This window comes from Mucilaginibacter ginkgonis (assembly GCF_009754905.2).
In the GTDB taxonomy this organism is placed as follows: Bacteria; Bacteroidota; Bacteroidia; order Sphingobacteriales; family Sphingobacteriaceae; genus Mucilaginibacter; species Mucilaginibacter ginkgonis.
Map to the genome: position 1 here is coordinate 751,012 of NZ_CP066775.1, position 21,669 is coordinate 772,680.

The following is a 21,669-nucleotide window of genomic DNA, read 5'->3' on the forward strand; positions in this document are numbered from 1 at the left end:
GAAAGTAACCAAAGAAACTCGCGGCTGCACCGTGAGCTACAATATTTTTGAAACCTTCAAAGTCTGTAACTACCGCACACGCTGATGCCGCATTTTTAGGTGTTGTTGTGGTAGTGCCAACATTTCTGTATTGTGTTTTCTCAGCGCACAGCTTCGGTGATAAATATTTTGCGCTACTGAGGCCTGGTGTGATGAGGGCTTGCAAAATATTTTGCAGGGCAAAAGCCTGTGCGGCAAAAGAAGCCTTGCGCTGACTTGGCCTTTTTGGACACTTTTGTGGCTAAGACAAAAGTGTCGAAAACAGCGACGAATGAACGAAATGAAAGCAAGATGATTCCATTTGATAATCTTTCAGAGAATAATATGCTATTGGCATTTTCGTCAATTATCTTTACCCCATGCGTATTACCATGATCGGGTCGGGGAATGTGGCGACACATTTAAGCGCGGCGCTAAAAAATGCAGGGCATAATATTGTGCAGGTTTACAGCCGCGGTATGCAAAACGCTTCATTGCTGGCTTATCATGTCGGGGCAGAACCCGTAAATGATTTTGACGCAATTACCGCCGACACCGATCTGTTCATCATTTCTGTAAAAGATGATGCAATCATTGATGTTGCTGCCCAACTGGCCGGGCATAGAAAGCTGATGGTGCATACGTCCGGGGCTACGGACATTGGTGAATTGATGCTCATCACTGGTTATGCCGGCGTGCTTTACCCTTTGCAAACATTTAGCAAGCAAAAGGAGGTGAATTTTTGGGAAGTACCACTATGTATAGAGGGCGCAGATGATGATATCACCTTTACTTTAAAACAGCTCGGCCAGACCATCAGCAACAAGGTATATGAGATCGACAGCCTTCAACGTAAAACGCTGCACCTGGCCGCGGTATTTGCCTGCAACTTTCCAAATTACCTGTATCATATCGCACAGCAATTACTGGCAGACAATAATATTGATTTTAACTTGCTAAGACCACTGATCAAAGAAACTGCTGACAAGGTACAAGGGCAGCTGCCATCGGCCGTGCAAACAGGGCCCGCAGTGCGTAAGGATGGCCAAACCATGCAAGCGCATTTACAGATGCTGGGCGACAATGCTTATTTACAAAACGTTTACCGCTTACTGAGTGAAGGCATAATGAATATGGCAAAAAACGGAAAAACCGCCTGAGTAATTTTCTTACTTTTGCGGCAATGAATGTTTATAATGTTACCATAAACTTTGAGGAGAAAGACCACGATACGATAACCCTGCCAATAGCAGAAGGCGAATCGGTACTGGATGTTTGCCTGGAGAATGGTATTGAGCTGCAGCATAATTGCGGCGGGGTTTGCGGGTGCAGTACCTGCCATATTTATGTGAACAAAGGGATGGACAACATCCAGGAGATATCTGATAAGGAAGAAGATTTTATAGACCGGGCTGTGAACCCGCGAATTACTTCGCGCCTGGGTTGCCAGTGTGTGGTCATAGACGGTGATATTGAAGTGACGCTGCCAGATCAGTCGGGCTTTATGGGGCACTAGGCCTCATCCCAACACTCTCTAAAGGAGAGGAAGTTAAAGAGTTGGTTGCGTTAGGGATAGCAGCGGAAAGCCGAGAATGAAGCGAAGCGAAATAAGGACTTGCAGCGTATAGCCCGGCCATGATGAATCAGGGCAACGCCAAAGTTAATTGTAATGCGGGAAAGAAGACTTGTTATACATCAAAATCTAACATCAACTCAAAAAAAATTAAGTTCCGCTCAAAATCAATAATAAACATCAAAACGTATTACTTATAACGTACTACGTTAAACATAAAAGATATGCAAGATAAATTTGCCCTGCCGATTCACTGGAACGACCATGAAGACATAGCCATGGGACTTTATGAGAAATTTGGCGATGATTTTAATGAATCGAAGATATACCGCATAAGGTTTACAGACCTGCTGGAATGGGTTTTAACCATCCCGAATTTTGCTGGTACACGCGAAGAAAGTACTGAAGGCCACCTGGAGCAGATACAGAGCGCCTGGGTTTATGAATGGCGCGATAATCAATAACAAGCCTGCGCATGTTAGATAAGCTTAAAGATATTGATACGTTTATTTTTGACGTAGATGGCGTGCTGACCGACGGCGGTGTGTTTGTTACCGAAAGTGGTGAGCAAACGCGCCAGTTTAACATAAAAGACGGTTATGCCATTCAGCTCGCGGTAAAATGTGGTTTTAACGTTGCAGCTATATCCGGCAGCAGGTCTAAAATTGCACTTTATCGATTAAATAGTCTTGGTGTGAAGGATGTGTACATAGGTGCCCATACCAAGACGCTTAACTTCAAAAACTTTATCGAAGAACGCGGTATTAATCCGCAAAAGGTAATGTATATGGGCGACGACATTCCTGATCTGGAAGTGATGAAGCTGGTAGGCCTGCCGGTTTGCCCTGCGGATGCTGCCGAAGAGATCAAAGCAATTAGTGCTTATATTTCGCCGCTGAACGGCGGTAAAGGCTGTGTTCGCGACGTGATTGAAAAAACGCTAAAGATCCAGCAAAAATGGATGGGCGAACAGGCATACTCTTGGTAGACTGTTCATGGTTCATAGATGATAGTTCATGGTACTAATGGTCTTTGAATGCCTGATAACATTTTGCTATGAACCATGATCAATGAACCATTTACTATCCTATGAAATCCATCCACAATCTTCCGCCTTTTATCTTAGCATCGAAGTCGCCACGCAGGCATGAACTACTAAGGTTGATGGACATTGACTTCGAAGTAGTGCTGAAAGAGGTTGATGAGTCATACCCGGACAATCTAACACCGGAAAAAGTAGCGGTTTACATTGCCGAAAAAAAAGCAAAAGCTTATGATGGAACCGCCCACGGGCGCGTTGTTCTTACCGCGGATACAATAGTTTGCATTGACAACGAAATTTTAGGCAAGCCCGAGGATGAGCAGCACGCCATCGAGATGCTGCAAAAACTATCCGGCAGGGTGCACCGTGTGGTAACCGGCGTTTGCATATTGTACAAAGGCGAGCTCAATAAATTCTTCGACGTGTCTGAAGTATTTTTCCGCAAGTTGACCCATAGCGAAATTGAATTTTATGTACACCAATGCAAGCCCCTTGACAAGGCCGGGGCTTATGGCATACAGGAATGGATCGGCCTTACCGGCATAGAACGCATCAACGGCTCTTACACCAATGTGGTAGGCTTGCCTACAGAAAAGTTGTATCAGCAGTTGGCAAGGCTGGTTTAAACTCTACTTACCCCGATATGCCTTTTCTAAAGTTGCTGCGTCGATCTTCTTCATCGGCATAAACGCTTTTGTTACCCGGTCTATTTGTTCTTGCGTACCGTTTTTGAAAACGTCTGTCATCATGCTCGCGGTGATCTGCCATGAAACGCCGTATTTGTCCTTCAGCCAGCCGCATTGCTCTGCTTTAGGATCATTAGAAAGGGCGTTAAAATAATAGTCTATCTCTTCCTGCGTGTCACATTCAACCAAGAAAGACAAGGCTTCGTTGAAAACAAATCCATGCGGGTGGGCGCTGTCCATAGCGGCTATCCAGGTATCGTTTATATTGAAGTCGCCATACATTAGGGTTCCCGCTTTGTCCGGGCCAACATCTTCCGGGCGGGGTGCAATGTTGCCACGATGGCCACCTTTAAATATTGAACAATAAAAATCGATCGCTTCCAATGCCTTGCCTGCCACATCGCCGGTAAACAGCAGCGATGGAACGATCACCGGGCGCGGTTCGCCTTCCGGCCGAGACAAGATCAGTTGCCAGTTAAGGCCATACTTATCTGCAATCCAGCCATAACGTTCGCTAAAAGGGTAGCTGTCGAGCGGCATTAAAACAGAGCCGCCGTCCAGTAATTTATTCCACATCTCATCTATCTGCGCGGAGGAGCCGGCTTCGCGCGACGGATCAAAATTTACCATAAGCGATATTGCCGGGGTAAATTTGAAATGCGGTCCGGCGCTGATAGCCATCAGCGGCTGACCTGCCAGCGTAAATTCTACAATATCGCAGTCGCCATTCGGCGTGTTAGCTATCTTACTTACAAAACTGATAGCAGAGTTTGGTAATAAACTAACATAAAACTCAGCGGCTTCTTTTGCCTGGTTGTTGAACCATAAATGCGGTTTGATAGGATGCATAGGTCTTTAATTTAGTGTGGTCTATTATAACAGGTATTGTATGAATCAAATTTAATCGCGGGGTGCAAATTAAAAAGGGGCAGACGTGACAATAAGGGGGCTTATACCGACAATCGCGAATTTTAACATTTTGCGGTTTCGGTAGTGTAGTTTATAATCAGGATATTTGCTTGTTGATGAAACGCCCGAAAATATTTTGGCTTACTTTATTACTATGTATCAGCGTAAATGTGCATGCCCAATCGCCTTACGGCAGATTTACCTGTACAGATGCCATCTATTCGAAATATTCTGCCGCCAAAGGTGATTTTGTACCCGGCGTACATACCAGCAATACAGTAACTACTTTTATTATTAACAGATCAACGGTAACCATTAAAGCTTTGGCCACTTCGGTTTTTAAAGTGCTGCATGTTTCTGTTAAAAAGAATGAAGGATTGGTGCAGTATGGTTTCTTACTGCAAGATAACGCCGGCAACAGGTGCACCCTTAATATATCCCCACTTTTATTCGATGATAAAAAGCAGATTATTGCAGATCTTTTGTACGACCAAAACCGCGACGGCTTTTACAATAATCTTATTCACTACAAAAACCCTTAAGCGATAACATTAGTTACAGATATTACATTGCCATTTATAAACCGCCCGCTTTGGAAAGAAAATCTGTAAGCCATGCGTAATTGAATCTTTTATAGAATTAAAATCTATTATAGAAATTTATATGGATTTTATTTCCTTTAATTGTATTTTTTGTAGATTAAAAGTTTTTTATTCATCAATTTTATAATACCAATTTTAGCCGTGAAACTAGTATCATACATCAGTAATAACCTTGAACATCTGGGCATTTTTGTAAATGGGAACATCTACAATCTGCACTCTGTAGACAAACTGATTCCCAATACCATGAAAGCTTTTTTATGGGAGGGTGAGGAGTTGATGGAACACGCGCGTAAAGTTGATGCAAGTCTGCGTAACGGTAGTATTAAAGCCAAAGAAGAATTGTTTTTTGAGCTGATTGCACCGGTGCCATACCCAACCTCTTGCCGTGATGGGTATGCGTTCAGACAGCATGTTGCCGCTGCCCGCCGCAACCGCAAGGTGGATATGATAGCCGAGTTTGACCAGTATCCAATCTTCTATTTTACAAACCACAACGCCATACAAGGCCCTGGGGAAATAGAATGCATGCCCGACCATTTTGAAAAGCTTGATTTTGAATTGGAAGTGGCTGTGGTGCTCAACAAAAAAGGCAGGAACATTAAAGCAGCTGATGCCGATAGCTACATAGCAGGCTACATGATCATGAATGATATGAGCGCGCGTACTCTGCAAATGGAAGAAATGCTGCTAAACCTTGGCCCTGCAAAGGGTAAAGATTTTTCGACGGTAATTGGTCCATGGCTGGTTACACCCGACGAGTTAGAACAATACAAAGTGCCATGCAAGCCGGGGCATGTTGGCAACGCTTATGATTTGAAAATGATTTGCAGCGTTAACAATCAGCGGGTGTCTGCAGGTAACATGGCCGATATGGACTGGACCTTTGCAGAGATCATTGAACGCTGCTCTTATGGCTGCGATGTGCTGCCGGGCGACGTAATAGGTAGTGGTACTGTAGGCACCGGGTGCTTTTTAGAACTTAACGGTACCGGCTTATTAAATGATGCCTCTTACAAACCTCAATGGCTGCAGCCTGGAGATCTTGTCGAAATGCAGGTGACCGGCCTGGGCACGTTGACCAACGTGATCAAAAAAGCAGATACCGTATGGAGCATCTTAAAACTAAAAAAATGAAAACCATAAACGCGAATGAGCTAAGCCCCTTGCAGCTGCAAAATTATTTGCAGTATGCCATTGCGCCGCGGCCTATCGCGCTGGTTTCTACAGTTGATAGCCATGGGAACGTAAACCTTAGTCCGTTTAGTTTCTTCAACCTGTTTAGCGTAAATCCCCCACTGTGTGTGTTTTCACCGTCTAGGCGGGTGAGGGATAATACCACCAAGCATACGCTTGACAACCTAAGAGAGGTACCCCAGTGTGTGATCCAGGTTGTTACTCCGGATATGCTGCATCAAACCTCATTGTCGAGCTGTGAGTACGACAAAGCTCAAAATGAATTTGTAAAAGCGGGCTTTACTGCTTTACCGTCAGAATTGGTGAAGCCGCCGCGTGTGGCAGAGTCGCCCGTGCAATTGGAATGTATGGTAACACAGATCATTGAAACGGGGGATGGCCCCGGCGCGGGCAACCTGGTGCTGGCAGAAATAAAGAAGATCCATGTGAGCGAAGCTGTTCTAAGCTCCGAGGGCAACGGTATCGACCAAACCAAAATACAACTGGCCGCAAGGCTTGGTGGTGACTGGTATTGCGAAATTAGGCCTGAAAACTTGTTTAAAGTACCTAAGCCGAACGTGGCGTTGGGCATCGGTGTGGATAAACTGCCTGAATTTATAATCCAATCGGATTATTTGTCAAAGAATGACTTAGCCAGATTGGCTAATATCGAGGTGATCCCGGATGCGGATATCATCGAAAAATTAAAAGTAGAATATCAAAGCTTGATCGCTGGTTTTAGTAATGCTGATTTGGACTCCGGTGTTGAGGCACGCTTTTGGGCTGAGGTGCAAAAATTAATAAGAAAAGACGAGATTAATAAAACATGGGCTTTGCTGTTGTCCTGTCAGGAATGTTTAACTGTTTCTAAAATATAGTTGTTATGCCATTTTACCACACGCTGGGAAAGATCCCGCACAAAAGGCACACCATATTCCGCAAACCGGATGGCAACCTGTATGCCGAAGAATTGGTATCTACAGAAGGGTTCTCTAACATGTATTCGCTTATCTACCATGCTTATCCGCCAACGATTGTTAAAGCATTAGGCGAGCCATACAGCGTGGAACCGAAGATTGCGCTTGAGAAACATCTAAAACATACCAGTCTTGTTGGCTTCAATATTCAGCCCGAAGACGACTATCTGAAAAGCCGAAAACCTGTATTGGTGAATAGCGACTTGCACATTTCTTTGGCTGCGCCGCGCCAATCAATGACTGATTACTTTTACAAGAACAGCCAGGCAGATGAGGTGGTTTTCATCCACAAAGGAACAGGGACTCTCAAGACAGGCTTCGGCAAAATCAAATTTGAATATGGCGATTACCTGGTCATTCCGCGTGGCACTATATACCAGCTGCAATTTGATACGGAAGATAACCGCCTGTTCATTGTAGAAAGCTTTAGCCCCATCCGCACACCTAAAAGGTACCGCAACCAATTTGGCCAGTTGATGGAGCATTCGCCTTATTGTGAACGTGACATTAAACGCCCACAGGATTTAGAAACGCATGATGAAAAGGGCGACTTTAAAGTGCTGATCAAAAAACAAGGATTAATTTATCCCTACACCTACGGAACTCATCCTTTCGATTTTGTAGGGTGGGACGGGTACCATTACCCCTGGGCATTTTCTATTCATGATTTTGAACCGATAACAGGGCGCTTGCACCAACCACCACCGGTGCACCAAACGTTTGAAGGGCATAACTTTGTGATCTGCTCATTTGTGCCGCGCAAGTTCGACTATCACCCGCAGTCTATACCGGCACCCTATAATCACAGCAATGTAGACAGCGACGAGGTTTTATATTACGTTGACGGCGACTTTATGAGCCGCAAAAACGTGGTGAAGGGACAGATCACCCTGCATCCGGGCGGCATCCCGCATGGCCCGCACCCGGGATCGGTCGAAAAATCTATCGGCAAAGAAGCGACAGAAGAGCTGGCCGTAATGATAGACCCTTTTCGCCCGTTGATGCTTACTGAAAACGCTTTAGCAATTGAAGACCCTGATTACTATAAAAGCTGGGCGGAGTAACGCCTCACCCAACCCTCCCCGAAGGAGAGGGCTTTAAAAAACCAATTAAATATAAATTATGGAAACACTAACTAAAGATATCGAGAAAGACAACTCCCTTTCCTTTGGGGAGGGCGGGGGTGAGGCAGCCACAGACTTCCTTCCACTAAACGGTACAGACCACATTGAATTTTATGTGGGCAATGCCAAGCAAGCAGCTCATTTTTATAAAACTGCTTTCGGTTTTCAGGACCTGGCATATGCCGGACCGGAGACTGGCGTGCGCGACCGTGCTTCATATGTATTACAGCAAGAAAAAATCCGTTTGGTGCTGACCACGCCTTTACATTCAGATCACCCTATCAGCGAACACATCAAAAAACATGGCGATGGTGTAAAGTCTATCTCACTTTGGGTTGATGACGCGTACGATGCTTTTAAGCAGACCATCAAACGCGGTGCCGAACCGTACTTAGAGCCACAGACCATAACAGATGAGCATGGCGAAGTGCGTATCAGCGGCATTAAACTGTATGGCGAAACGGTACACATGTTTATCGAACGTAAAAACTATAGCGGCGTTTTCATGCCTGGTTACCAGGAATGGAAGTCGGAATATAATCCCGGCCCCACTGGGTTGCTTTATGTAGATCATTGCGTAGGCAACGTAGGCTGGAACAAAATGAACGACTGGGTGAATTTTTATGAAGACATTATGGGCTTCAGGAACATTCTTACGTTTGATGACAAGATGATCTCGACCGAGTATTCTGCCCTGATGAGTAAGGTGATGAGTAACGGTAACGGCTTCGTAAAATTCCCTATCAATGAACCTGCAGAAGGCAAAAAGAAAAGCCAGATAGAAGAATACCTTGAGTTTTACGAAGGTGAGGGCGTGCAACATATGGCACTGGCTACCCATGATATCGTTAAAACTGTTACCGATCTCAAAAGTCGCGGCGTTGAGTTCCTGACAGTGCCCAATACCTATTATGACGATTTGTTAGACAGGGTGGGACACATAGATGAAGACCTGGAACCGTTGAAGCAATTGGGCATACTGGTAGACCGTGATGATGAAGGCTATCTGCTGCAGATTTTCACCAAACCGGTTGAAGACAGACCGACTGTGTTCTTTGAGATCATCCAGCGTAAGGGGGCTAAATCTTTCGGCGCGGGTAATTTCAAAGCTTTATTTGAGGCAATCGAGCGGGAGCAGGAGCTAAGGGGCAACCTGTAAACTATGCTGTCGATTTGGTCAATACGGTTAAAGTTTATTTAATTGCATCAATTGTCAAACAAGGCAATCAGATAAACTTTAACCATGACTAAGCTCGACGCCCTTGACCTTAAAATTCTGGACCTGCTGCAAAAAGATGCCCGGCTTACCAATAAAGAAATAGGGTTAAGGGTTCACAAATCTATTACCGCGGTGTATGAGCGTATAAAGCGGATGGAAGACCAGGGTGTGATCAAACGTTACGTTGCTATCCTAGACCCCAACCAGCTGAACAGACAATTAAACGCTTTTACGCATATCCAGCTTAAAGATCATAGCAAGCAGGTTTTGTTCGATTTTGAAAAGACAGTGGTTGCGTATGACGAGGTGATGGAATGTTACCACATGTCGGGCAGTTATGATTTTATTTTGAAGATATCTGTAAGCGACCTTAGTGCATATCACGATTTTTTGATCAATAAGTTGTTTACAACCGCGGTAATAGGCCATCTGGAAAGCACCTTCGTAATGCGCGAAGCTAAGATGGATACGGCTTTTAACCTTGACATGTAATTAAACAAATGCTATTCATCCATGAATAAAGTAGTTGCTGACGCCGATGAGGCTATTAAAGGCATCCAGGATGGCATGACGCTTATGCTGGGCGGCTTTGGCTTATGCGGCCTTCCCGAAAATACTATTGCAGCATTGGTAAAAAGCGGGGTAAAGGATCTAACCTGTATATCCAACAATGCCGGTGTCGACGATTTTGGTATCGGGCTAATGCTCAAACAACGCCAGGTAAAAAAGATGATCGCATCCTACGTGGGAGAAAATGCCGAGTTTGAACGTCAATTGTTGAGCGGCGAACTCGACGTTGAGCTGATACCACAGGGTACATTGGCTACACGATGCATGGCAGCAGGTTACGGGATGCCTGCAATTTTTACGCCTGCCGGGGTAGGTACCGAAGTCGCGAAAGATAAGGAAACGCGGATTTTTAATGGCAAAGAATATTTAATGGAGATGGCGTTTGACGCAGATTTTGCAATTGTCAAAGCCTGGAAGGGCGACACCATGGGCAACCTGGTTTACCGCTCAACCGCCCGCAACTTTAATCCGGTCATGGCCATGGCTGGCAAGGTCACTATTGCCGAAGTAGAAGAGTTGGTACAACCCGGTGAGTTGGACCCGGATCACATCCATACACCCGGAATTTATGTGCATCGCATTTTTCAGGGTAGGGATTATGAAAAGCGAATAGAACAGCGTACTGTGCGGAAAGGGATGACTGATGTTAAGTAAAGAACAAATCGCGCAACGGATAGCACGGGAAATTAAGGACGGTTACTATGTTAACCTTGGCATTGGCATTCCTACACTGGTAGCCAATTACATTCCCGCAGATATGGATGTGGTACTGCAATCAGAGAACGGGTTATTGGGCATGGGGCCGTTTCCACATGAAGGAGAAGAGGATGCTGATACTATAAACGCGGGTAAGCAAACCATTACCACGTTGCCTGGTTCGGCGATATTCGATTCGGCAATGAGTTTTGGGATGATACGCGCTAAAAAGGTTCACCTTACTATTTTAGGCGCAATGGAGGTTTCCGAACGTGGTGATATAGCCAATTGGAAGATTCCCGGTAAAATGGTAAAAGGTATGGGCGGCGCCATGGACCTGGTTGCCTCTGCAGAAAACATCATTGTAGCTATGCAACACGTTAACAAGGCTGGCGAGTCTAAATTATTACCTCAATGCACGTTGCCGCTTACAGGGGTACGGTGCGTCAAAAAGATCGTAACCGAGCTTGCCGTTTTGGATGTGCTGCCAAACGGCGGATTTAAATTGTTAGAACGTGCACCTGGTGTAAATACCGAGGATATTCAAAAAGCAACAGCCGGTAAATTGATCATCGACGGGGACGTGCCCGAAATGGCTTTTTAGTTACATTTTCAATAATGGTTTAGCCAAACACACTCTGCGATTTTTCGATAGTTTTCCTCAGATCGATGCCTTTTCCTAATACACCGTGAAACAGATCACCTGTTTCTTTGAGGCGGTCAATAGCGTTATTGATATTGAAGTGCTTTATTGTTAAACCTTTTTTAACCTCGTCCCAGGCCAGCGGCATGGAAACTGTCGCGCCGGGTTTTGGTCGCAGCGAGTAGGGACCGGCAATGGTTGCTCCGGGGCGGTTTTGTAAAAAGTCGAGGTACATTTTGCCACCACGCGCCGCAATACTTCGTTCTATGCTGGTATAGTCAGGTATTTGTTTGTGCACCAGTTTTACAATGATGTTGGCGAACAGCTGCGATTCTTTGTAGGTGTACTTTGCCTCAAGCGGGATATAAATGTGCATACCTGTAGAGCCCGAAGTTTTAGGGTATGATGGTACGTCTATAGCATCTAAAATGTCTTTTACAATACGTGCGGCTTCTACAACCTGGTCATAAGTATGCTTATCAGGGTCAAGGTCTATCACGCAATAATCTGGGTTGTCAGGCGATTGCACCCGGCTAAACCACGGATTGATCTCGATACATCCTAAAGACGCCATCCAAAGCAGGCTGGCCTCATCAGTACCCACCAGGTATTTAGAATGTTTACCTTCGTCGGTATCGTGAGCGAATGTTTTGGCCCAGTCTGGTGCTTTATCAGACACATTTTTCTGGTAAAAGCTTTGGCCATGAATACCGCCCGGAAAACGGTTAAGCGACATCGGCCTGTCTTTTAAATAGGAGATCATGTATTCGCCAACCTTGTAGTAATAATTAAGCATCTGGCCCTTGGTGATCTTGTCTTCGGGCCAGTAGAGTTTGGTTACATGGTTAAATTTAAGCTCGTGTCCGCACACTTTTTTTACTTGGGTATCTTCGGTAGGGTTGAGCAGTGTTTTGCGGTCTGTATTTTTTATTGGCGCCAGTTTCAAGTCGGCTTTTTTATTCTTTTCAGCCGACCTCTTAACGGGTTTTTCTTCAGTTTCCGCAACGGTAGCTTCTGCATCAACAGGAGTTTCAAGAACAACATCCTTCGCTTCCTTATCGGTACGCATACCCTTGAATGATGCTTGCCTGAATACGCCGTCGCTAGTGACTTCGGCAAAGGCGACCTCGCAAACCAATTCGGGTTTTAACCAGGTAGGTTTAGCACCAAGTCGCTGCGGCCTGAATCGCGACGGCTTGTCTACGTCAATTTCTACATCGAACGGACTCTTGTCTGTAATGAGCGGCTTAAACTGTCCCATCATCTCTTTTTGTAGCTTGTCAGAGAAGCCGGTACCAACTTTGCCTGCAAATACCAACTCTTTGCCTTTATAGACCCCAAGCAGCAACGCGCTGAAAGCTTTAGCAGTGCCCTCGTTTTTGGTGAAGCCGGCTATCACCACTTCTTGCCTGCGCTGAACTTTTATCTTCAGCCATTCTTTCGAACGCAGATCGGAGGTGTAAGTGCTGTCGGCCTTTTTTGCAATGATACCTTCGAGCCCCATTTTCTCGGCAGCCGCAAAAAAGTCTTTGCCGTTTGCCTTAAATACGGTGCTTTGGCGAATGTGTTCGTTATCTGTTGGTAATATGGATTTTAAGATCGCCTGTCGATCAGACAATGATAAACCCATCAGGTTTTTACCCTCATACCATAGTATATCAAAGATGTAGTAGACCAAATTACCATCGGCTTCGCTTCGCCAGTTTTGCATGGCGCCAAAGTCTGATACGCCCTTGTCATTCAATACCAGCAATTCGCCGTCGAGCACGGCATCCATCTTCCACTCCTGCAGACCCTCATTAATAGGATAATATTTTTCGAAAGGCAGATTGTTACGTGAAATTAGTTGCACGCCGTTCTTCTTATCCAGCAAAGCCGTTGCCCGGTAACCGTCCCATTTCACCTCAAACACCCATCCCGGCTCATCAAACGGTTCGTCCACAAGGGTGGCCTTCATGGGCTTAATGTTGGCAGGCATTTTAGATTTTGGCGCTTTTTTAAACAACGCTTTCACATCTGTTTCATCAGTTTCGTTCGGTTCCTGTGCGTCATCATCCATTTCTTCTGCTAATGCTTCATCGGGCACCACATCTTCCTCGTGCCCGTTTTGCCAAACTTTCTCACTGGTTTTGGCCATTTCGTCTATGGTCTTTCCGCTTAAAACAGACCGGTCTGCCTTGGTGATATCTTTGCTGGTTGCGTAGTCGTCTTTATGTTTGATCATCAGCCATCCGTTCTCGCCCATGCCATGAGTTTTAACCAGGGCGAACTCACCATTCAATTTTTCGCCGTGTAATTTTATTTTTAACGATCCTGCTGCTAACTGCTTTAACAAGTGTTTTTCCTGCGCCTTTTTACCCTTGATTGGCTCGATAGGCTCATATGTGCCCTCATCCCATACAATGACCGTTCCACCGCCATACTCGCCTTTAGGAATGATGCCTTCAAAATTGAGGTAGTCAAACGGATGGTCTTCGACCATCATGGCCAGGTGTTTGATCTTTGGGTCGAGGGATGGCCCTTTCGGCACAGCCCAGCTTTTTAGAACGCCGTCCATTTCCAGCCTGAAATCGTAATGCAGGCGCGACGCATCATGCTTTTGCACAACAAAGATCAAATGATCTTTGTCCTTGCTTTTGCCGGCTTTTGGCTCTGCAGTTTTATTAAAATCCCTTTTCTTATTGTACTCTTTTAGCTTTTCCATGGCATGTATAAATGGTCCGACGGTGGTCAATCTACTTAACCATAGATAATAGCTGTAAGTTTTGTTCAGAGTGAAGTTTCCCGCTTCCGTTTAAAGTCGCTATTTAACAAACAAACTATTTCGATTTACGCATACCGGGAACTTAAGAGCAACAAACGGGGCGTTTGTGAATAAAAAAAGCCCCTCAGCATAAACTGAGGGGCTTTGTGCGCCCACCTGGGCTCGAACCTATTTCCTTAAATCACTGTATTTCAATGATTTGCCTTTATTCTTGTTGTTTAAGGTAGTTACATAGGTAACACGCCCTATTGACTAAACAAATATACAAAAAACCATTAAATTACGTCAAATATATTTAAGCAGTTGCTTAAATGCTTATCTTTGACCCAATGGATAATTGCACCCGGATATTTGCAGACAGCAGGCAGATCAATATCTGCCGTAATGTGGTAAAAGAACATCAGCAGGCTTTTACGGATCTTTCACAAGTGGTGGCGTTAGCAGGTAATGAAGTTCGTTTGAAGATCTTATTCCTGTTGACACAAGAGAAGGAATTATGCCCCTGCGATCTGAGCGACATACTTGACATGACGATCCCGGCAGTGTCGCAGCACCTCCGCAAATTGAAGGATGGTGGCGTTATCCGATCACGCAAGTCGGGACAAACCGTTTTCTATTCAGTCGACCCTTCGCAGATTACCTTACTCCAACCATTCTTCCAGATTATACAAGAACCCTTAATCGAAGTCAGAGCGTGAAAAAAACAGATCATAAAGGCTGGATAGGTGGCTTGCTTGCTGCAATTGCCGGATCGCTTTGCTGTATCGCGCCTTTGTTATCCATCTTTGGCGGCTTAAGCAGCGCCGCTACTTATTTTAATTGGATAGCACCTTACCGGCCTTATCTGATCGGTATAACGATACTGGTATTCGCTTTTGCCTGGTACGAGCAATTGGTGTTTACGCCTATAAAAGAAAAAGACTGCTGCACACCAGCCAACCGTTCCTTTTGGCAATCTAAAAAGTTCCTGTTGATCGTTACCCTGTTCGCAGCGGTACTGACGGCCTTCCCTTATTATTTCCCAATGATCTATAAAGTGACCCCGAAGACAAAATTTGTTGATTTGCAAGGTAACTTAAAGTCCATTCGTATAGATATTAAAGGTATGGGTTGCGCGGATTGCACTAAACATATTGACGGTTCATTAATGGGCCTATACGGTGTGACGTCATCGAATACATCGTTTGAAAAAGCGCAAACTATTGTGCGATACGATCCGGCCAAAACCAATGCAGATAGTATCGATCATAAAATCAAAGCAATAGGCTATCAGCCAACGCTCATCAAAAACAATTAAATATGGCTGCTACCATCCAACTCAATTCGGTAATTATGTGTCCTAACTGTGGCTTTCAAAAAGAAGAAGAAATGCCGACAGATGCCTGTCAGTATTTTTACGAATGTGAAAGCTGTAAAGCCCGACTAAAGCCGCTGGCTGGTGATTGCTGTGTTTTTTGCAGCTATGGAACCGTAAAATGCCCGCCTATACAGCAAGGTACTTCCTGCTGCGGCTAAGTTAGTTTACGATCTCAAAAAAAGTGATCAGGTTACCATGCAGGTCAAGTGTGGGAAAATCACGGTTGCCCCAGGGCTGATCTTCTACTACTGTTTCGGCGTTATAGATTACGCCACTGGCTTTCATCTCCTCGTAAAGTTCATCGATCCCGGTTACTTCTATTCGGCAACTAGCAGTGCCTGCCAAAAAACTTTCCGCACCGGTACTGACGGGCCGTAAAACGAGCCAGAACTTATATCGCCAATCGTGGTCGCAAGCCGCCCAAAGGTGTATATCTAAACCATCACGCGTTAAAATAGCAAAGCGATCTTCTTGATGCCGCGCTTTAAAACCCATTTTACCTTCATAGAAAGCTACAGCTTCGGGAATGTTTACCACAGGTAAAGCCGGGATGCTTCCTTTTAATTTTGTCATCGTTTAAACCGCCGCTAAAGTATTAACATAAGCTATTGTATCCGCATCCAGTTTTGTTTTATCCGCACCCGCTTTCAACAGCAGTTGAATGCAATTGATCTGATGGTACTGGTTACCATTGTCACCGGAAGTTAATGTGTGTACTGCCCAGCCTATCGGTGTGGAGTTGAAGGTGATATCGGGTTGATCAATATTTGCTCCTTTTGCAATTAATACTTCAACTAATTGATCCCTTCCGCAAAAAGCCGCCCAATGCAAGGCCGTGGCCCCGTCATGATCGGTGTAAGAAAAATCCGCACCCTGCTCAATGTAGAATATTCCTAATTTCTCCGCGTGGAGGCTTGCTGCCGCGAGCAATGGGGTGTTGTTATCGCCTTTTGATTGATAACCATTAATGTCAGCATTAAACTCAAGTAAGATTTTTGCTATTTCAATAGCTTTTTCTTCAGTAATGATCTTAGCAAAAACCAAATCACATAGCCGATGCAAAGGATGGCCTTTCATCTCCGGCTGAGCATCGCTGCACGGAATACCCCCATTAGCCAGGCTTGGGTCGCCCTCAAGTACCGTTCTCAACGACACAAGATCCACCTGGTTAACTAATTTATATAATTCGCTGGCTTGCATTTTATATCATTATCCCAAAGCTAATTAAATTTTGATAATTTGTTTCTTGCTATTGAATATTAATCGTAATATTGCAATATAAACAATGGGCTTAACAAAAACAGAAATATTCACCGACGAACAAAACAGGTTAGCTGTGATGCTGAAAGCCATTGCGCATCCTGCACGTATCGCTATTTTACAGGAGATCATTAAATCGAATACCTGTATCTGCGGCGACCTGGTGGATGAACTGGGTTTAGCGCAGCCGACCATTTCACAGCATTTAAAAGAACTGAAGAACGCCGGTTTGATACAAGGCACCATTGAAGGCGTTAGCGTTTGTTACTGTATTAATCCACCGGTTTGGAACGAGCTAAAAGAACAGATGGGCAGTTTTTTTTCCGCCTTTGATGTGAAAGCGACCTGCTGTTAAAAAAATTTGAATACATCCATCGTAATATTACAATATTAAATAAATAGAAAGCCATGAATAAAGCAGAAGCGATTAACTGGAAAACCTTTAAAGATACCTTATTACAGCATCCTGATCTTGACCTGCAATTTCAATACGCAGAAGGCAAATTAGTTGATGCGGCCTACCATATCACCGAAATTAAGCAAGCGCCGATTACATCCGTTGACTGTGGTGGTGTAATGAATGCCTGGACAGAGATCATCGTCCAGCTATGGGTTCCTGAAGGCGAGCAACAGCTACGCTCCATGAAAGTTGCTAAGGCCTTATCAATCGTTGATATTGTTGAAAAAATGCTGCCGCTTAATCCGAACGGTACGGTGAAGATTGAATTCGGCAATTCCGAATTTGATACCCGCCAGATGTTTCCTAATGAAATGATCATTGATGGCAACGCTTTAACAGTTGACCTGCGCCCAGATGCAGTACAATGCAAAGCAATAAGCCGTGGTGGCAGTTGTGGTACGAACGATAACGGTGAAGAATGCTGTGCACCTGCCGTTGCCGAAAAACCGAAAATACAATTAGTGAACCTCGCTGCTGCTCCTGCTGAAGCTTGCTGCACACCAGGTGGCGGCTGCTGCTAATAAATTAAAGATGATACTCGACGAGGCCCAACCCTATAAAGATAAAGTGATCGAACTGCTGGCAGCTGAAAATCTGCCAGTAGCAGATCTGCCAAAAACACTCGACAACTTTATCGTAGCCATTCAAGATGGTTCAGTCGTAGGAGTTGGTGGCGTTGAAGTTTACGGGAAGTTCGGCTTGCTTCGGTCTTTAGCCACCCAATCAGACTATCGCGGAACAGGGATAGCAGCCAAAGTGCTGGCACGGCTGGATAAAGTGAGTAAACTTAAAGGCTTATCGGCTTTGTACCTCTTAACGGAAACCGCGCCTGATTACTTTGAACGGAAAGGCTTTGTTCGAATAACGAGGGTCGAAGTGCCCCAAGAAATACAGCAATCAACTGAATTTAGCCATGTTTGTCCGGTGTCGGCAATAGTGATGAAAAAAACATTATGAGCAAGAAAAATATATTAGTGCTTTGCACCGGTAACAGCTGCCGCAGTCAGTTAGCTGAAGGTTACCTTCGTTACTTTGCAGGCGATAAAGCCAACGTTTACAGTGCGGGTATCGAAACACATGGTGTCAATCCCAAAGCTGTGCAAGTAATGGCTGAGGATCATATCGATATTTCCGGGCATACCTCTAATCACGTGGATGAGTATCAGGCTATCTCATTCGATCAGGTGATCACCGTTTGTGATAATGCGAACGAAGCTTGTCCGTTCTTTCCCGGCAAGGTAGAACGTTTCCATGAGAATTTTCCTGATCCGGCCAAAGCAACCGGCACACCCGAACAAGTAATAAATGAGTTTCGCCGTGTGAGGGATATGATCAAAGTTTATGCTGCTGACTTTGTAAATGAACACGTTAACTAACTGTTTTTTTAACCAATTCTATCGTTAAATAGCAATAAACCAATTAATCTTAAAAACTAAATCATGAAACAATTTTCCTTTGTATTTTTAGCGGCTTTACTGGTAGTAAGTTCCGCTTTCGCCCCTGTGGGTGAACCTGTTTTTCCAGAACTGGCACAGTCATTCAAACTGCTCAAAAAGAGTAACGCTGTCACTTATGATCGTCAGGATGTACTTGGTGGCATACAACAGTTGGGAATAACGACCAGGGCCCGGAAACAGCCGGTGATCGTGGAATTTTTGGGCGATGACGGTTTTAGTGCGCCTGTAGCGATGGCGGTATTAAAAGCAGCACTGGCTTCTTACGGTATAAACGATGTTAAGATTGTCTTGGCAGGTTCGGCAACCTCTGCGAAAGTTGCACCCGCATTGGCAAAACTTGGCTTTAAAGTAAACGGCAATGAAATCAAATACAACGACCAGGGCGGTTCGGTAACATTAGAAACTACAGCATCTAATCCGCAAGTTATTCACGTACTGGCGCAGGAAAGTTCGGCATCGCTGCTGGCCAGCAAAGATAAGTTTGCGGTGAAATTACAATATGCGCCATTGGCTGCGGATGCAACTGATGAACAATACGAGGCACAGGCTAAATTGGTGACCGCAGAAATGCTTTTTGCCGCTTCTAAATTCAAAGAAAACTGGAAATAATTAATATTCAATTCACATTAAAACCCGATATACGCAATCAATTATGTCAGCAAACAATTGTGCCCCGGTGGCCGAACGTAAAAAACTAAGTTTCCTCGATAGCTATCTAACGCTTTGGATATTCCTGGCCATGGCCATTGGGGTAGCCGTAGGTTATTTCATTCCCTCGTCGTCCACTTTCATCAATTCGTTTTCCAGCGGAACGACCAATATTCCTTTGGCTATTGGTCTCATCCTGATGATGTATCCGCCACTGGCAAAAGTGAAATACGAGAACATGGGCGAAGTGTTTAAAGACACCAAAGTATTGAGCGCATCACTTATCCTCAACTGGATCATTGGGCCGGTTCTTATGTTTGTTCTGGCTATCACTTTGCTGCGCGACCATCCTGCCTATATGGTTGGGTTGATCCTGATCGGCCTTGCCCGCTGTATTGCGATGGTGGTGGTTTGGAATGAACTAGCCGAAGGTAACCGTGAATATGCTGCTGGCCTTATCGCTTTAAACAGTATCTTCCAGGTGCTATTGTATAGCGTTTATGCGTACTTGTTTATTACGGTATTACCGCCATTGTTCGGCCTGAAAGGTTTGGCTGTGAATATTACAATTGGGGAGATCGCCAAAAGCGTCGGTATCTACCTGGGCATCCCTTTCGCTGCGGGTGTCATCAGCCGTTATACGCTGATCAAACTAAAAGGTGAAGAATGGTTCCAAACCAAATATGTGCCTTTTATCTCACCGATCACCCTGATTGCTTTGCTGTTCACCATCGTTGTGATGTTCAGTTTGAAAGGTAACCTGATCGTGCAGATCCCTTTTGATGTGCTTCGTATAGCATTACCGCTCGTGATCTACTTTACGATTATGTTCGTGCTGAGCTTTTTTATTGGCAAGTCGTTCGGTGCGGATTACTCGCGTTCTACATCTATCGCCTTTACGGCAACCGGCAATAACTTTGAACTGGCTATTGCCGTAGCCATCGGCGTGTTCGGTATCAATTCAGGTGAAGCTTTTGCTGGCGTGATCGGCCCGCTCGTTGAAGTACCTGCCCTGATCGCTTTAGTGAACCTGGCCTTTTACTTCCGTAAGAAATATTATAACAAACCATTATCTGTAGCTAAATGAAAATAGCCCTTTTCTCTGATATACACGCCAACCTGCCTGCGCTGGAGGCGTTCTTTGCCGACGTAGAAAAACAACAACCTGATGCCATTTATTGCCTCGGTGATTTGGTAGGTTATAATATCTGGCCAAACGAAGTGATCGATGAAATACGTAAGCGTAATATTCCGTGCATAACCGGTAATTACGACTTTGGTATCGGCAGACATAGCGATGATTGTGGCTGCGCCTATAAAACAGACGAGGAGAAGGCTTTAGGTAAAGTATCAATCGCTTATACCAACGAAGTTATAAAAGATGAACAGCGCGCTTATTTGCGTACACTGCCAGCACATATCAGGTTAGAATACCAACTGAATGGCGACAAGCTTAATGTAATGTTCGTACATGGCAGTCCCCGTAAAGTGAACGAGTACTTGTTTGAAGACCGGGACGAAAAGAGCATGCTGCGCATTATGGAAACTGCGGATGCGGACGTGCTATGCTTTGGCCATACCCATCAGCCATACCACCGAATACTGACAGCGAATGACCAGTTTTATCACGCTATCAATATCGGTTCCGTAGGTAAGCCGAAAGATAAAGACCCGCGTGGCGGTTATGTGTTATTGCATATCAACGAGCATAGTTCTAAAACAACTAAGGATAGCATCCAGGTTGAGTTTATCCGCTTTGATTATGATATTGAAAAAGCAGCGAAAGCGGTTGAGGATAGCCCCCTACCTAACGAGTACGCAGACATGTTAAAGAACGGTTAAGATGAGGATTGCACTTTTTTCAGATATACACGCCAACCTACCGGCATTTGAAGCGTTTTTGACCGACCTGGGTAGCCGTAAAGTTGATGCGGTTTATTGCTTAGGCGATATGATTGGTTATAACATCTGGCCGAATGAAGTCATTGCGCAAATACGTAATCGTGGTATCGCTACTTTAGCAGGCAATCACGACCAAAAAATAAAAGGGCATGCCTATGAATTGGTGTCGTCTGATAACCGCGCTTACCTAAATACGTTACCGGCTCATATCAGGCTCGAATATTCAAACGTGAATATTGTACTGGCACACGGTAGCATTCGTAGCATTAATGAATACGTACTCGAAGACCTGGATGAAAGCTATGTGCTGGGGATGATGAGTGAAGCAAAAGCCGATGTGCTTTGCGTAGGCCATTCGCACTTACCATACCACCGGATCATTGGCGAAAAACATGTCGTTAATATCGGCTCGGTCGGCAAACCCAAAGATGGCAACCCCGACGGTTGTTACGTGCTATTAACTATAGAAGACAGTATCAAGGTTGAATTTATCAGATTTGCGTACGATATAGAAAGAGCCGCTAACGCTGTTGAAGCAAGCCCCTTACCGGACGAGTTGGCGGACAGGTTACGAAAAGCTTATTAG

28 protein-coding genes are annotated in these 21,669 nt (G+C 44.8%); 24 read left to right on the forward strand and 4 right to left on the reverse strand.

From position 1 onward, the window contains the following. The first annotated feature begins 398 nt into the window (after positions 1–398). The 5 genes from GO620_RS03385 to GO620_RS03405 all read left to right on the forward strand — a co-directional run bounded on the left by GO620_RS03385 (position 399) and on the right by GO620_RS03405 (position 3,259). Complete coding sequence (locus tag GO620_RS03385) at positions 399–1,178, forward strand: Rossmann-like and DUF2520 domain-containing protein (RefSeq protein WP_157526338.1); 780 nt, start codon at positions 399–401, stop codon at positions 1,176–1,178. A gap of 23 nt (positions 1,179–1,201) precedes the next feature. After that, positions 1,202–1,534 carry a 2Fe-2S iron-sulfur cluster-binding protein gene (locus GO620_RS03390; protein ID WP_157526340.1) on the forward strand — a complete coding sequence of 111 codons (333 nt, stop codon included), beginning with the start codon at positions 1,202–1,204 and terminating at the stop codon, positions 1,532–1,534. Positions 1,535–1,815: 281 nt separating this feature from the next. Further along, the gene (iscX, locus tag GO620_RS03395) at positions 1,816–2,055 is read left to right on the forward strand and encodes a Fe-S cluster assembly protein IscX (RefSeq protein WP_157526342.1); all 240 of its coding nucleotides are present in this window, start codon (positions 1,816–1,818) and stop codon (positions 2,053–2,055) included. 11 nt (positions 2,056–2,066) lie between these two features. Beyond that, entirely contained in the window at positions 2,067–2,579 is a 513-nt protein-coding gene (locus tag GO620_RS03400) for a KdsC family phosphatase (protein ID WP_157526344.1), read from the forward strand. A 101-nt stretch (positions 2,580–2,680) separates the two neighbouring features. Next, the gene (locus tag GO620_RS03405) at positions 2,681–3,259 is read left to right on the forward strand and encodes a Maf family protein (protein ID WP_157526345.1); all 579 of its coding nucleotides are present in this window, start codon (positions 2,681–2,683) and stop codon (positions 3,257–3,259) included. A gap of 3 nt (positions 3,260–3,262) precedes the next feature. On the opposite strand, the gene GO620_RS03410 is transcribed toward GO620_RS03405, so the two are convergent. Further along, the gene (locus tag GO620_RS03410) at positions 3,263–4,168 is read right to left on the reverse strand and encodes a VOC family protein (RefSeq protein WP_157526347.1); all 906 of its coding nucleotides are present in this window, start codon (positions 4,166–4,168) and stop codon (positions 3,263–3,265) included. Between the two features lie 176 nt (positions 4,169–4,344). Between GO620_RS03410 and GO620_RS03415 the strand changes: the two genes are divergently transcribed. The 8 genes from GO620_RS03415 to GO620_RS03450 all read left to right on the forward strand — a co-directional run bounded on the left by GO620_RS03415 (position 4,345) and on the right by GO620_RS03450 (position 11,196). Then, positions 4,345–4,770, forward strand: a complete 426-nt coding sequence (locus tag GO620_RS03415) for a hypothetical protein (RefSeq protein WP_157526349.1) — start codon at positions 4,345–4,347, stop codon at positions 4,768–4,770. Between the two features lie 201 nt (positions 4,771–4,971). Continuing rightward, positions 4,972–5,967, forward strand: a complete 996-nt coding sequence (locus tag GO620_RS03420; protein WP_200230636.1) for a fumarylacetoacetate hydrolase family protein — start codon at positions 4,972–4,974, stop codon at positions 5,965–5,967. Continuing rightward, a complete protein-coding gene (locus tag GO620_RS03425; protein ID WP_157526351.1) occupies positions 5,964–6,884 on the forward strand; it encodes a flavin reductase family protein in 921 nt (306 codons plus the stop codon). Before GO620_RS03420 ends, GO620_RS03425 begins: the two co-directional genes overlap by 4 nt. Before the next feature lie 5 nt (positions 6,885–6,889). Then, positions 6,890–8,047, forward strand: coding sequence for a homogentisate 1,2-dioxygenase (locus GO620_RS03430; RefSeq protein WP_157526353.1), 1,158 nt, complete (start codon positions 6,890–6,892; stop codon positions 8,045–8,047). 58 nt (positions 8,048–8,105) lie between these two features. Then, the gene (gene hppD / locus GO620_RS03435) at positions 8,106–9,266 is read left to right on the forward strand and encodes a 4-hydroxyphenylpyruvate dioxygenase (RefSeq protein ID WP_157526355.1); all 1,161 of its coding nucleotides are present in this window, start codon (positions 8,106–8,108) and stop codon (positions 9,264–9,266) included. 84 nt (positions 9,267–9,350) lie between these two features. Next, positions 9,351–9,818: an Lrp/AsnC family transcriptional regulator gene (locus GO620_RS03440; protein WP_157526357.1), complete on the forward strand. Its 468-nt coding sequence runs from the start codon at positions 9,351–9,353 to the stop codon at positions 9,816–9,818. Between the two features lie 21 nt (positions 9,819–9,839). Next, the gene (locus tag GO620_RS03445; protein ID WP_157526359.1) at positions 9,840–10,550 is read left to right on the forward strand and encodes a CoA transferase subunit A; all 711 of its coding nucleotides are present in this window, start codon (positions 9,840–9,842) and stop codon (positions 10,548–10,550) included. Next, positions 10,540–11,196: a 3-oxoacid CoA-transferase subunit B gene (locus GO620_RS03450; protein ID WP_157526361.1), complete on the forward strand. Its 657-nt coding sequence runs from the start codon at positions 10,540–10,542 to the stop codon at positions 11,194–11,196. Before GO620_RS03445 ends, GO620_RS03450 begins: the two co-directional genes overlap by 11 nt. Before the next feature lie 19 nt (positions 11,197–11,215). Here the strand turns inward: GO620_RS03450 and ligD are convergent, their stop codons facing one another. After that, positions 11,216–13,939 (reverse strand): DNA ligase D, encoded by a 2,724-nt coding sequence (gene ligD, locus GO620_RS03455; protein ID WP_157526363.1) that lies wholly within the window; start codon positions 13,937–13,939, stop codon positions 11,216–11,218. 371 nt (positions 13,940–14,310) lie between these two features. On the opposite strand from ligD, the gene GO620_RS03460 reads away from it, so the two are divergent. The 3 genes from GO620_RS03460 to GO620_RS17350 are packed head-to-tail and all read left to right on the forward strand — an operon-like array spanning position 14,311 to position 15,514. Next, entirely contained in the window at positions 14,311–14,697 is a 387-nt protein-coding gene (locus GO620_RS03460) for an ArsR/SmtB family transcription factor (RefSeq protein WP_394367170.1), read from the forward strand. Then, positions 14,694–15,296 carry a mercuric transport protein MerTP gene (gene merTP, locus GO620_RS03465; RefSeq protein WP_157526365.1) on the forward strand — a complete coding sequence of 201 codons (603 nt, stop codon included), beginning with the start codon at positions 14,694–14,696 and terminating at the stop codon, positions 15,294–15,296. The genes GO620_RS03460 and merTP overlap by 4 nt, the downstream gene beginning before the upstream one ends. A gap of 2 nt (positions 15,297–15,298) precedes the next feature. Continuing rightward, entirely contained in the window at positions 15,299–15,514 is a 216-nt protein-coding gene (locus GO620_RS17350; RefSeq protein ID WP_166584882.1) for a GDCCVxC domain-containing (seleno)protein, read from the forward strand. Position 15,515: 1 nt separating this feature from the next. Here the strand turns inward: GO620_RS17350 and GO620_RS03470 are convergent, their stop codons facing one another. Together GO620_RS03470 and GO620_RS03475 are read right to left on the reverse strand one after the other, a co-directional pair. Continuing rightward, positions 15,516–15,929, reverse strand: a complete 414-nt coding sequence (locus tag GO620_RS03470; RefSeq protein ID WP_157526367.1) for a bleomycin resistance protein — start codon at positions 15,927–15,929, stop codon at positions 15,516–15,518. A gap of 3 nt (positions 15,930–15,932) precedes the next feature. Further along, the gene (locus GO620_RS03475) at positions 15,933–16,556 is read right to left on the reverse strand and encodes an ankyrin repeat domain-containing protein (protein WP_157526369.1); all 624 of its coding nucleotides are present in this window, start codon (positions 16,554–16,556) and stop codon (positions 15,933–15,935) included. Positions 16,557–16,641: 85 nt separating this feature from the next. On the opposite strand from GO620_RS03475, the gene GO620_RS03480 reads away from it, so the two are divergent. The 8 genes from GO620_RS03480 to GO620_RS03515 all read left to right on the forward strand — a co-directional run bounded on the left by GO620_RS03480 (position 16,642) and on the right by GO620_RS03515 (position 21,669). Beyond that, positions 16,642–16,971, forward strand: coding sequence for an ArsR/SmtB family transcription factor (locus GO620_RS03480; RefSeq protein WP_157526371.1), 330 nt, complete (start codon positions 16,642–16,644; stop codon positions 16,969–16,971). 53 nt (positions 16,972–17,024) lie between these two features. Then, the gene (locus GO620_RS03485; RefSeq protein WP_157526373.1) at positions 17,025–17,597 is read left to right on the forward strand and encodes a DUF6428 family protein; all 573 of its coding nucleotides are present in this window, start codon (positions 17,025–17,027) and stop codon (positions 17,595–17,597) included. A gap of 10 nt (positions 17,598–17,607) precedes the next feature. After that, positions 17,608–18,033: an arsenic resistance N-acetyltransferase ArsN2 gene (gene arsN2, locus GO620_RS03490; RefSeq protein ID WP_157526375.1), complete on the forward strand. Its 426-nt coding sequence runs from the start codon at positions 17,608–17,610 to the stop codon at positions 18,031–18,033. Next, complete coding sequence (locus GO620_RS03495) at positions 18,030–18,452, forward strand: arsenate reductase ArsC (RefSeq protein WP_157526377.1); 423 nt, start codon at positions 18,030–18,032, stop codon at positions 18,450–18,452. The genes arsN2 and GO620_RS03495 overlap by 4 nt, the downstream gene beginning before the upstream one ends. Positions 18,453–18,515: 63 nt before the next feature. After that, complete coding sequence (locus tag GO620_RS03500; protein WP_157526379.1) at positions 18,516–19,142, forward strand: hypothetical protein; 627 nt, start codon at positions 18,516–18,518, stop codon at positions 19,140–19,142. A gap of 43 nt (positions 19,143–19,185) precedes the next feature. After that, complete coding sequence (gene arsB, locus GO620_RS03505) at positions 19,186–20,268, forward strand: ACR3 family arsenite efflux transporter (protein WP_157526381.1); 1,083 nt, start codon at positions 19,186–19,188, stop codon at positions 20,266–20,268. Next, positions 20,265–21,023 (forward strand): metallophosphoesterase family protein, encoded by a 759-nt coding sequence (locus GO620_RS03510; protein WP_157526383.1) that lies wholly within the window; start codon positions 20,265–20,267, stop codon positions 21,021–21,023. Before arsB ends, GO620_RS03510 begins: the two co-directional genes overlap by 4 nt. Before the next feature lies 1 nt (position 21,024). After that, complete coding sequence (locus tag GO620_RS03515) at positions 21,025–21,669, forward strand: metallophosphoesterase family protein (RefSeq protein ID WP_157526385.1); 645 nt, start codon at positions 21,025–21,027, stop codon at positions 21,667–21,669.

What these genes read in the sequence shown, in the direction of transcription:
- GO620_RS03385 (WP_157526338.1), top strand. Translation starts at nt 399, where the DNA reads ATGCGTATTACCATGATCGGGTCGGGGAATGTGGCGACACATTTAAGC.
- GO620_RS03390 (WP_157526340.1), top strand. Translation starts at nt 1,202, where the DNA reads ATGAATGTTTATAATGTTACCATAAACTTTGAGGAGAAAGACCACGAT.
- iscX (WP_157526342.1), top strand. Translation starts at nt 1,816, where the DNA reads ATGCAAGATAAATTTGCCCTGCCGATTCACTGGAACGACCATGAAGAC.
- GO620_RS03400 (WP_157526344.1), top strand. Translation starts at nt 2,067, where the DNA reads ATGTTAGATAAGCTTAAAGATATTGATACGTTTATTTTTGACGTAGAT.
- GO620_RS03405 (WP_157526345.1), top strand. Translation starts at nt 2,681, where the DNA reads ATGAAATCCATCCACAATCTTCCGCCTTTTATCTTAGCATCGAAGTCG.
- GO620_RS03410 (WP_157526347.1), bottom strand. Translation starts at nt 4,168, where the DNA reads ATGCATCCTATCAAACCGCATTTATGGTTCAACAACCAGGCAAAAGAA.
- GO620_RS03415 (WP_157526349.1), top strand. Translation starts at nt 4,345, where the DNA reads ATGAAACGCCCGAAAATATTTTGGCTTACTTTATTACTATGTATCAGC.
- GO620_RS03425 (WP_157526351.1), top strand. Translation starts at nt 5,964, where the DNA reads ATGAAAACCATAAACGCGAATGAGCTAAGCCCCTTGCAGCTGCAAAAT.
- GO620_RS03430 (WP_157526353.1), top strand. Translation starts at nt 6,890, where the DNA reads ATGCCATTTTACCACACGCTGGGAAAGATCCCGCACAAAAGGCACACC.
- hppD (WP_157526355.1), top strand. Translation starts at nt 8,106, where the DNA reads ATGGAAACACTAACTAAAGATATCGAGAAAGACAACTCCCTTTCCTTT.
- GO620_RS03440 (WP_157526357.1), top strand. Translation starts at nt 9,351, where the DNA reads ATGACTAAGCTCGACGCCCTTGACCTTAAAATTCTGGACCTGCTGCAA.
- GO620_RS03445 (WP_157526359.1), top strand. Translation starts at nt 9,840, where the DNA reads ATGAATAAAGTAGTTGCTGACGCCGATGAGGCTATTAAAGGCATCCAG.
- GO620_RS03450 (WP_157526361.1), top strand. Translation starts at nt 10,540, where the DNA reads ATGTTAAGTAAAGAACAAATCGCGCAACGGATAGCACGGGAAATTAAG.
- ligD (WP_157526363.1), bottom strand. Translation starts at nt 13,939, where the DNA reads ATGGAAAAGCTAAAAGAGTACAATAAGAAAAGGGATTTTAATAAAACT.
- GO620_RS03460 (WP_394367170.1), top strand. Translation starts at nt 14,311, where the DNA reads ATGCTTATCTTTGACCCAATGGATAATTGCACCCGGATATTTGCAGAC.
- GO620_RS17350 (WP_166584882.1), top strand. Translation starts at nt 15,299, where the DNA reads ATGGCTGCTACCATCCAACTCAATTCGGTAATTATGTGTCCTAACTGT.
- GO620_RS03470 (WP_157526367.1), bottom strand. Translation starts at nt 15,929, where the DNA reads ATGACAAAATTAAAAGGAAGCATCCCGGCTTTACCTGTGGTAAACATT.
- GO620_RS03475 (WP_157526369.1), bottom strand. Translation starts at nt 16,556, where the DNA reads ATGCAAGCCAGCGAATTATATAAATTAGTTAACCAGGTGGATCTTGTG.
- GO620_RS03480 (WP_157526371.1), top strand. Translation starts at nt 16,642, where the DNA reads ATGGGCTTAACAAAAACAGAAATATTCACCGACGAACAAAACAGGTTA.
- GO620_RS03485 (WP_157526373.1), top strand. Translation starts at nt 17,025, where the DNA reads ATGAATAAAGCAGAAGCGATTAACTGGAAAACCTTTAAAGATACCTTA.
- arsN2 (WP_157526375.1), top strand. Translation starts at nt 17,608, where the DNA reads ATGATACTCGACGAGGCCCAACCCTATAAAGATAAAGTGATCGAACTG.
- GO620_RS03495 (WP_157526377.1), top strand. Translation starts at nt 18,030, where the DNA reads ATGAGCAAGAAAAATATATTAGTGCTTTGCACCGGTAACAGCTGCCGC.
- GO620_RS03500 (WP_157526379.1), top strand. Translation starts at nt 18,516, where the DNA reads ATGAAACAATTTTCCTTTGTATTTTTAGCGGCTTTACTGGTAGTAAGT.
- arsB (WP_157526381.1), top strand. Translation starts at nt 19,186, where the DNA reads ATGTCAGCAAACAATTGTGCCCCGGTGGCCGAACGTAAAAAACTAAGT.
- GO620_RS03510 (WP_157526383.1), top strand. Translation starts at nt 20,265, where the DNA reads ATGAAAATAGCCCTTTTCTCTGATATACACGCCAACCTGCCTGCGCTG.
- GO620_RS03515 (WP_157526385.1), top strand. Translation starts at nt 21,025, where the DNA reads ATGAGGATTGCACTTTTTTCAGATATACACGCCAACCTACCGGCATTT.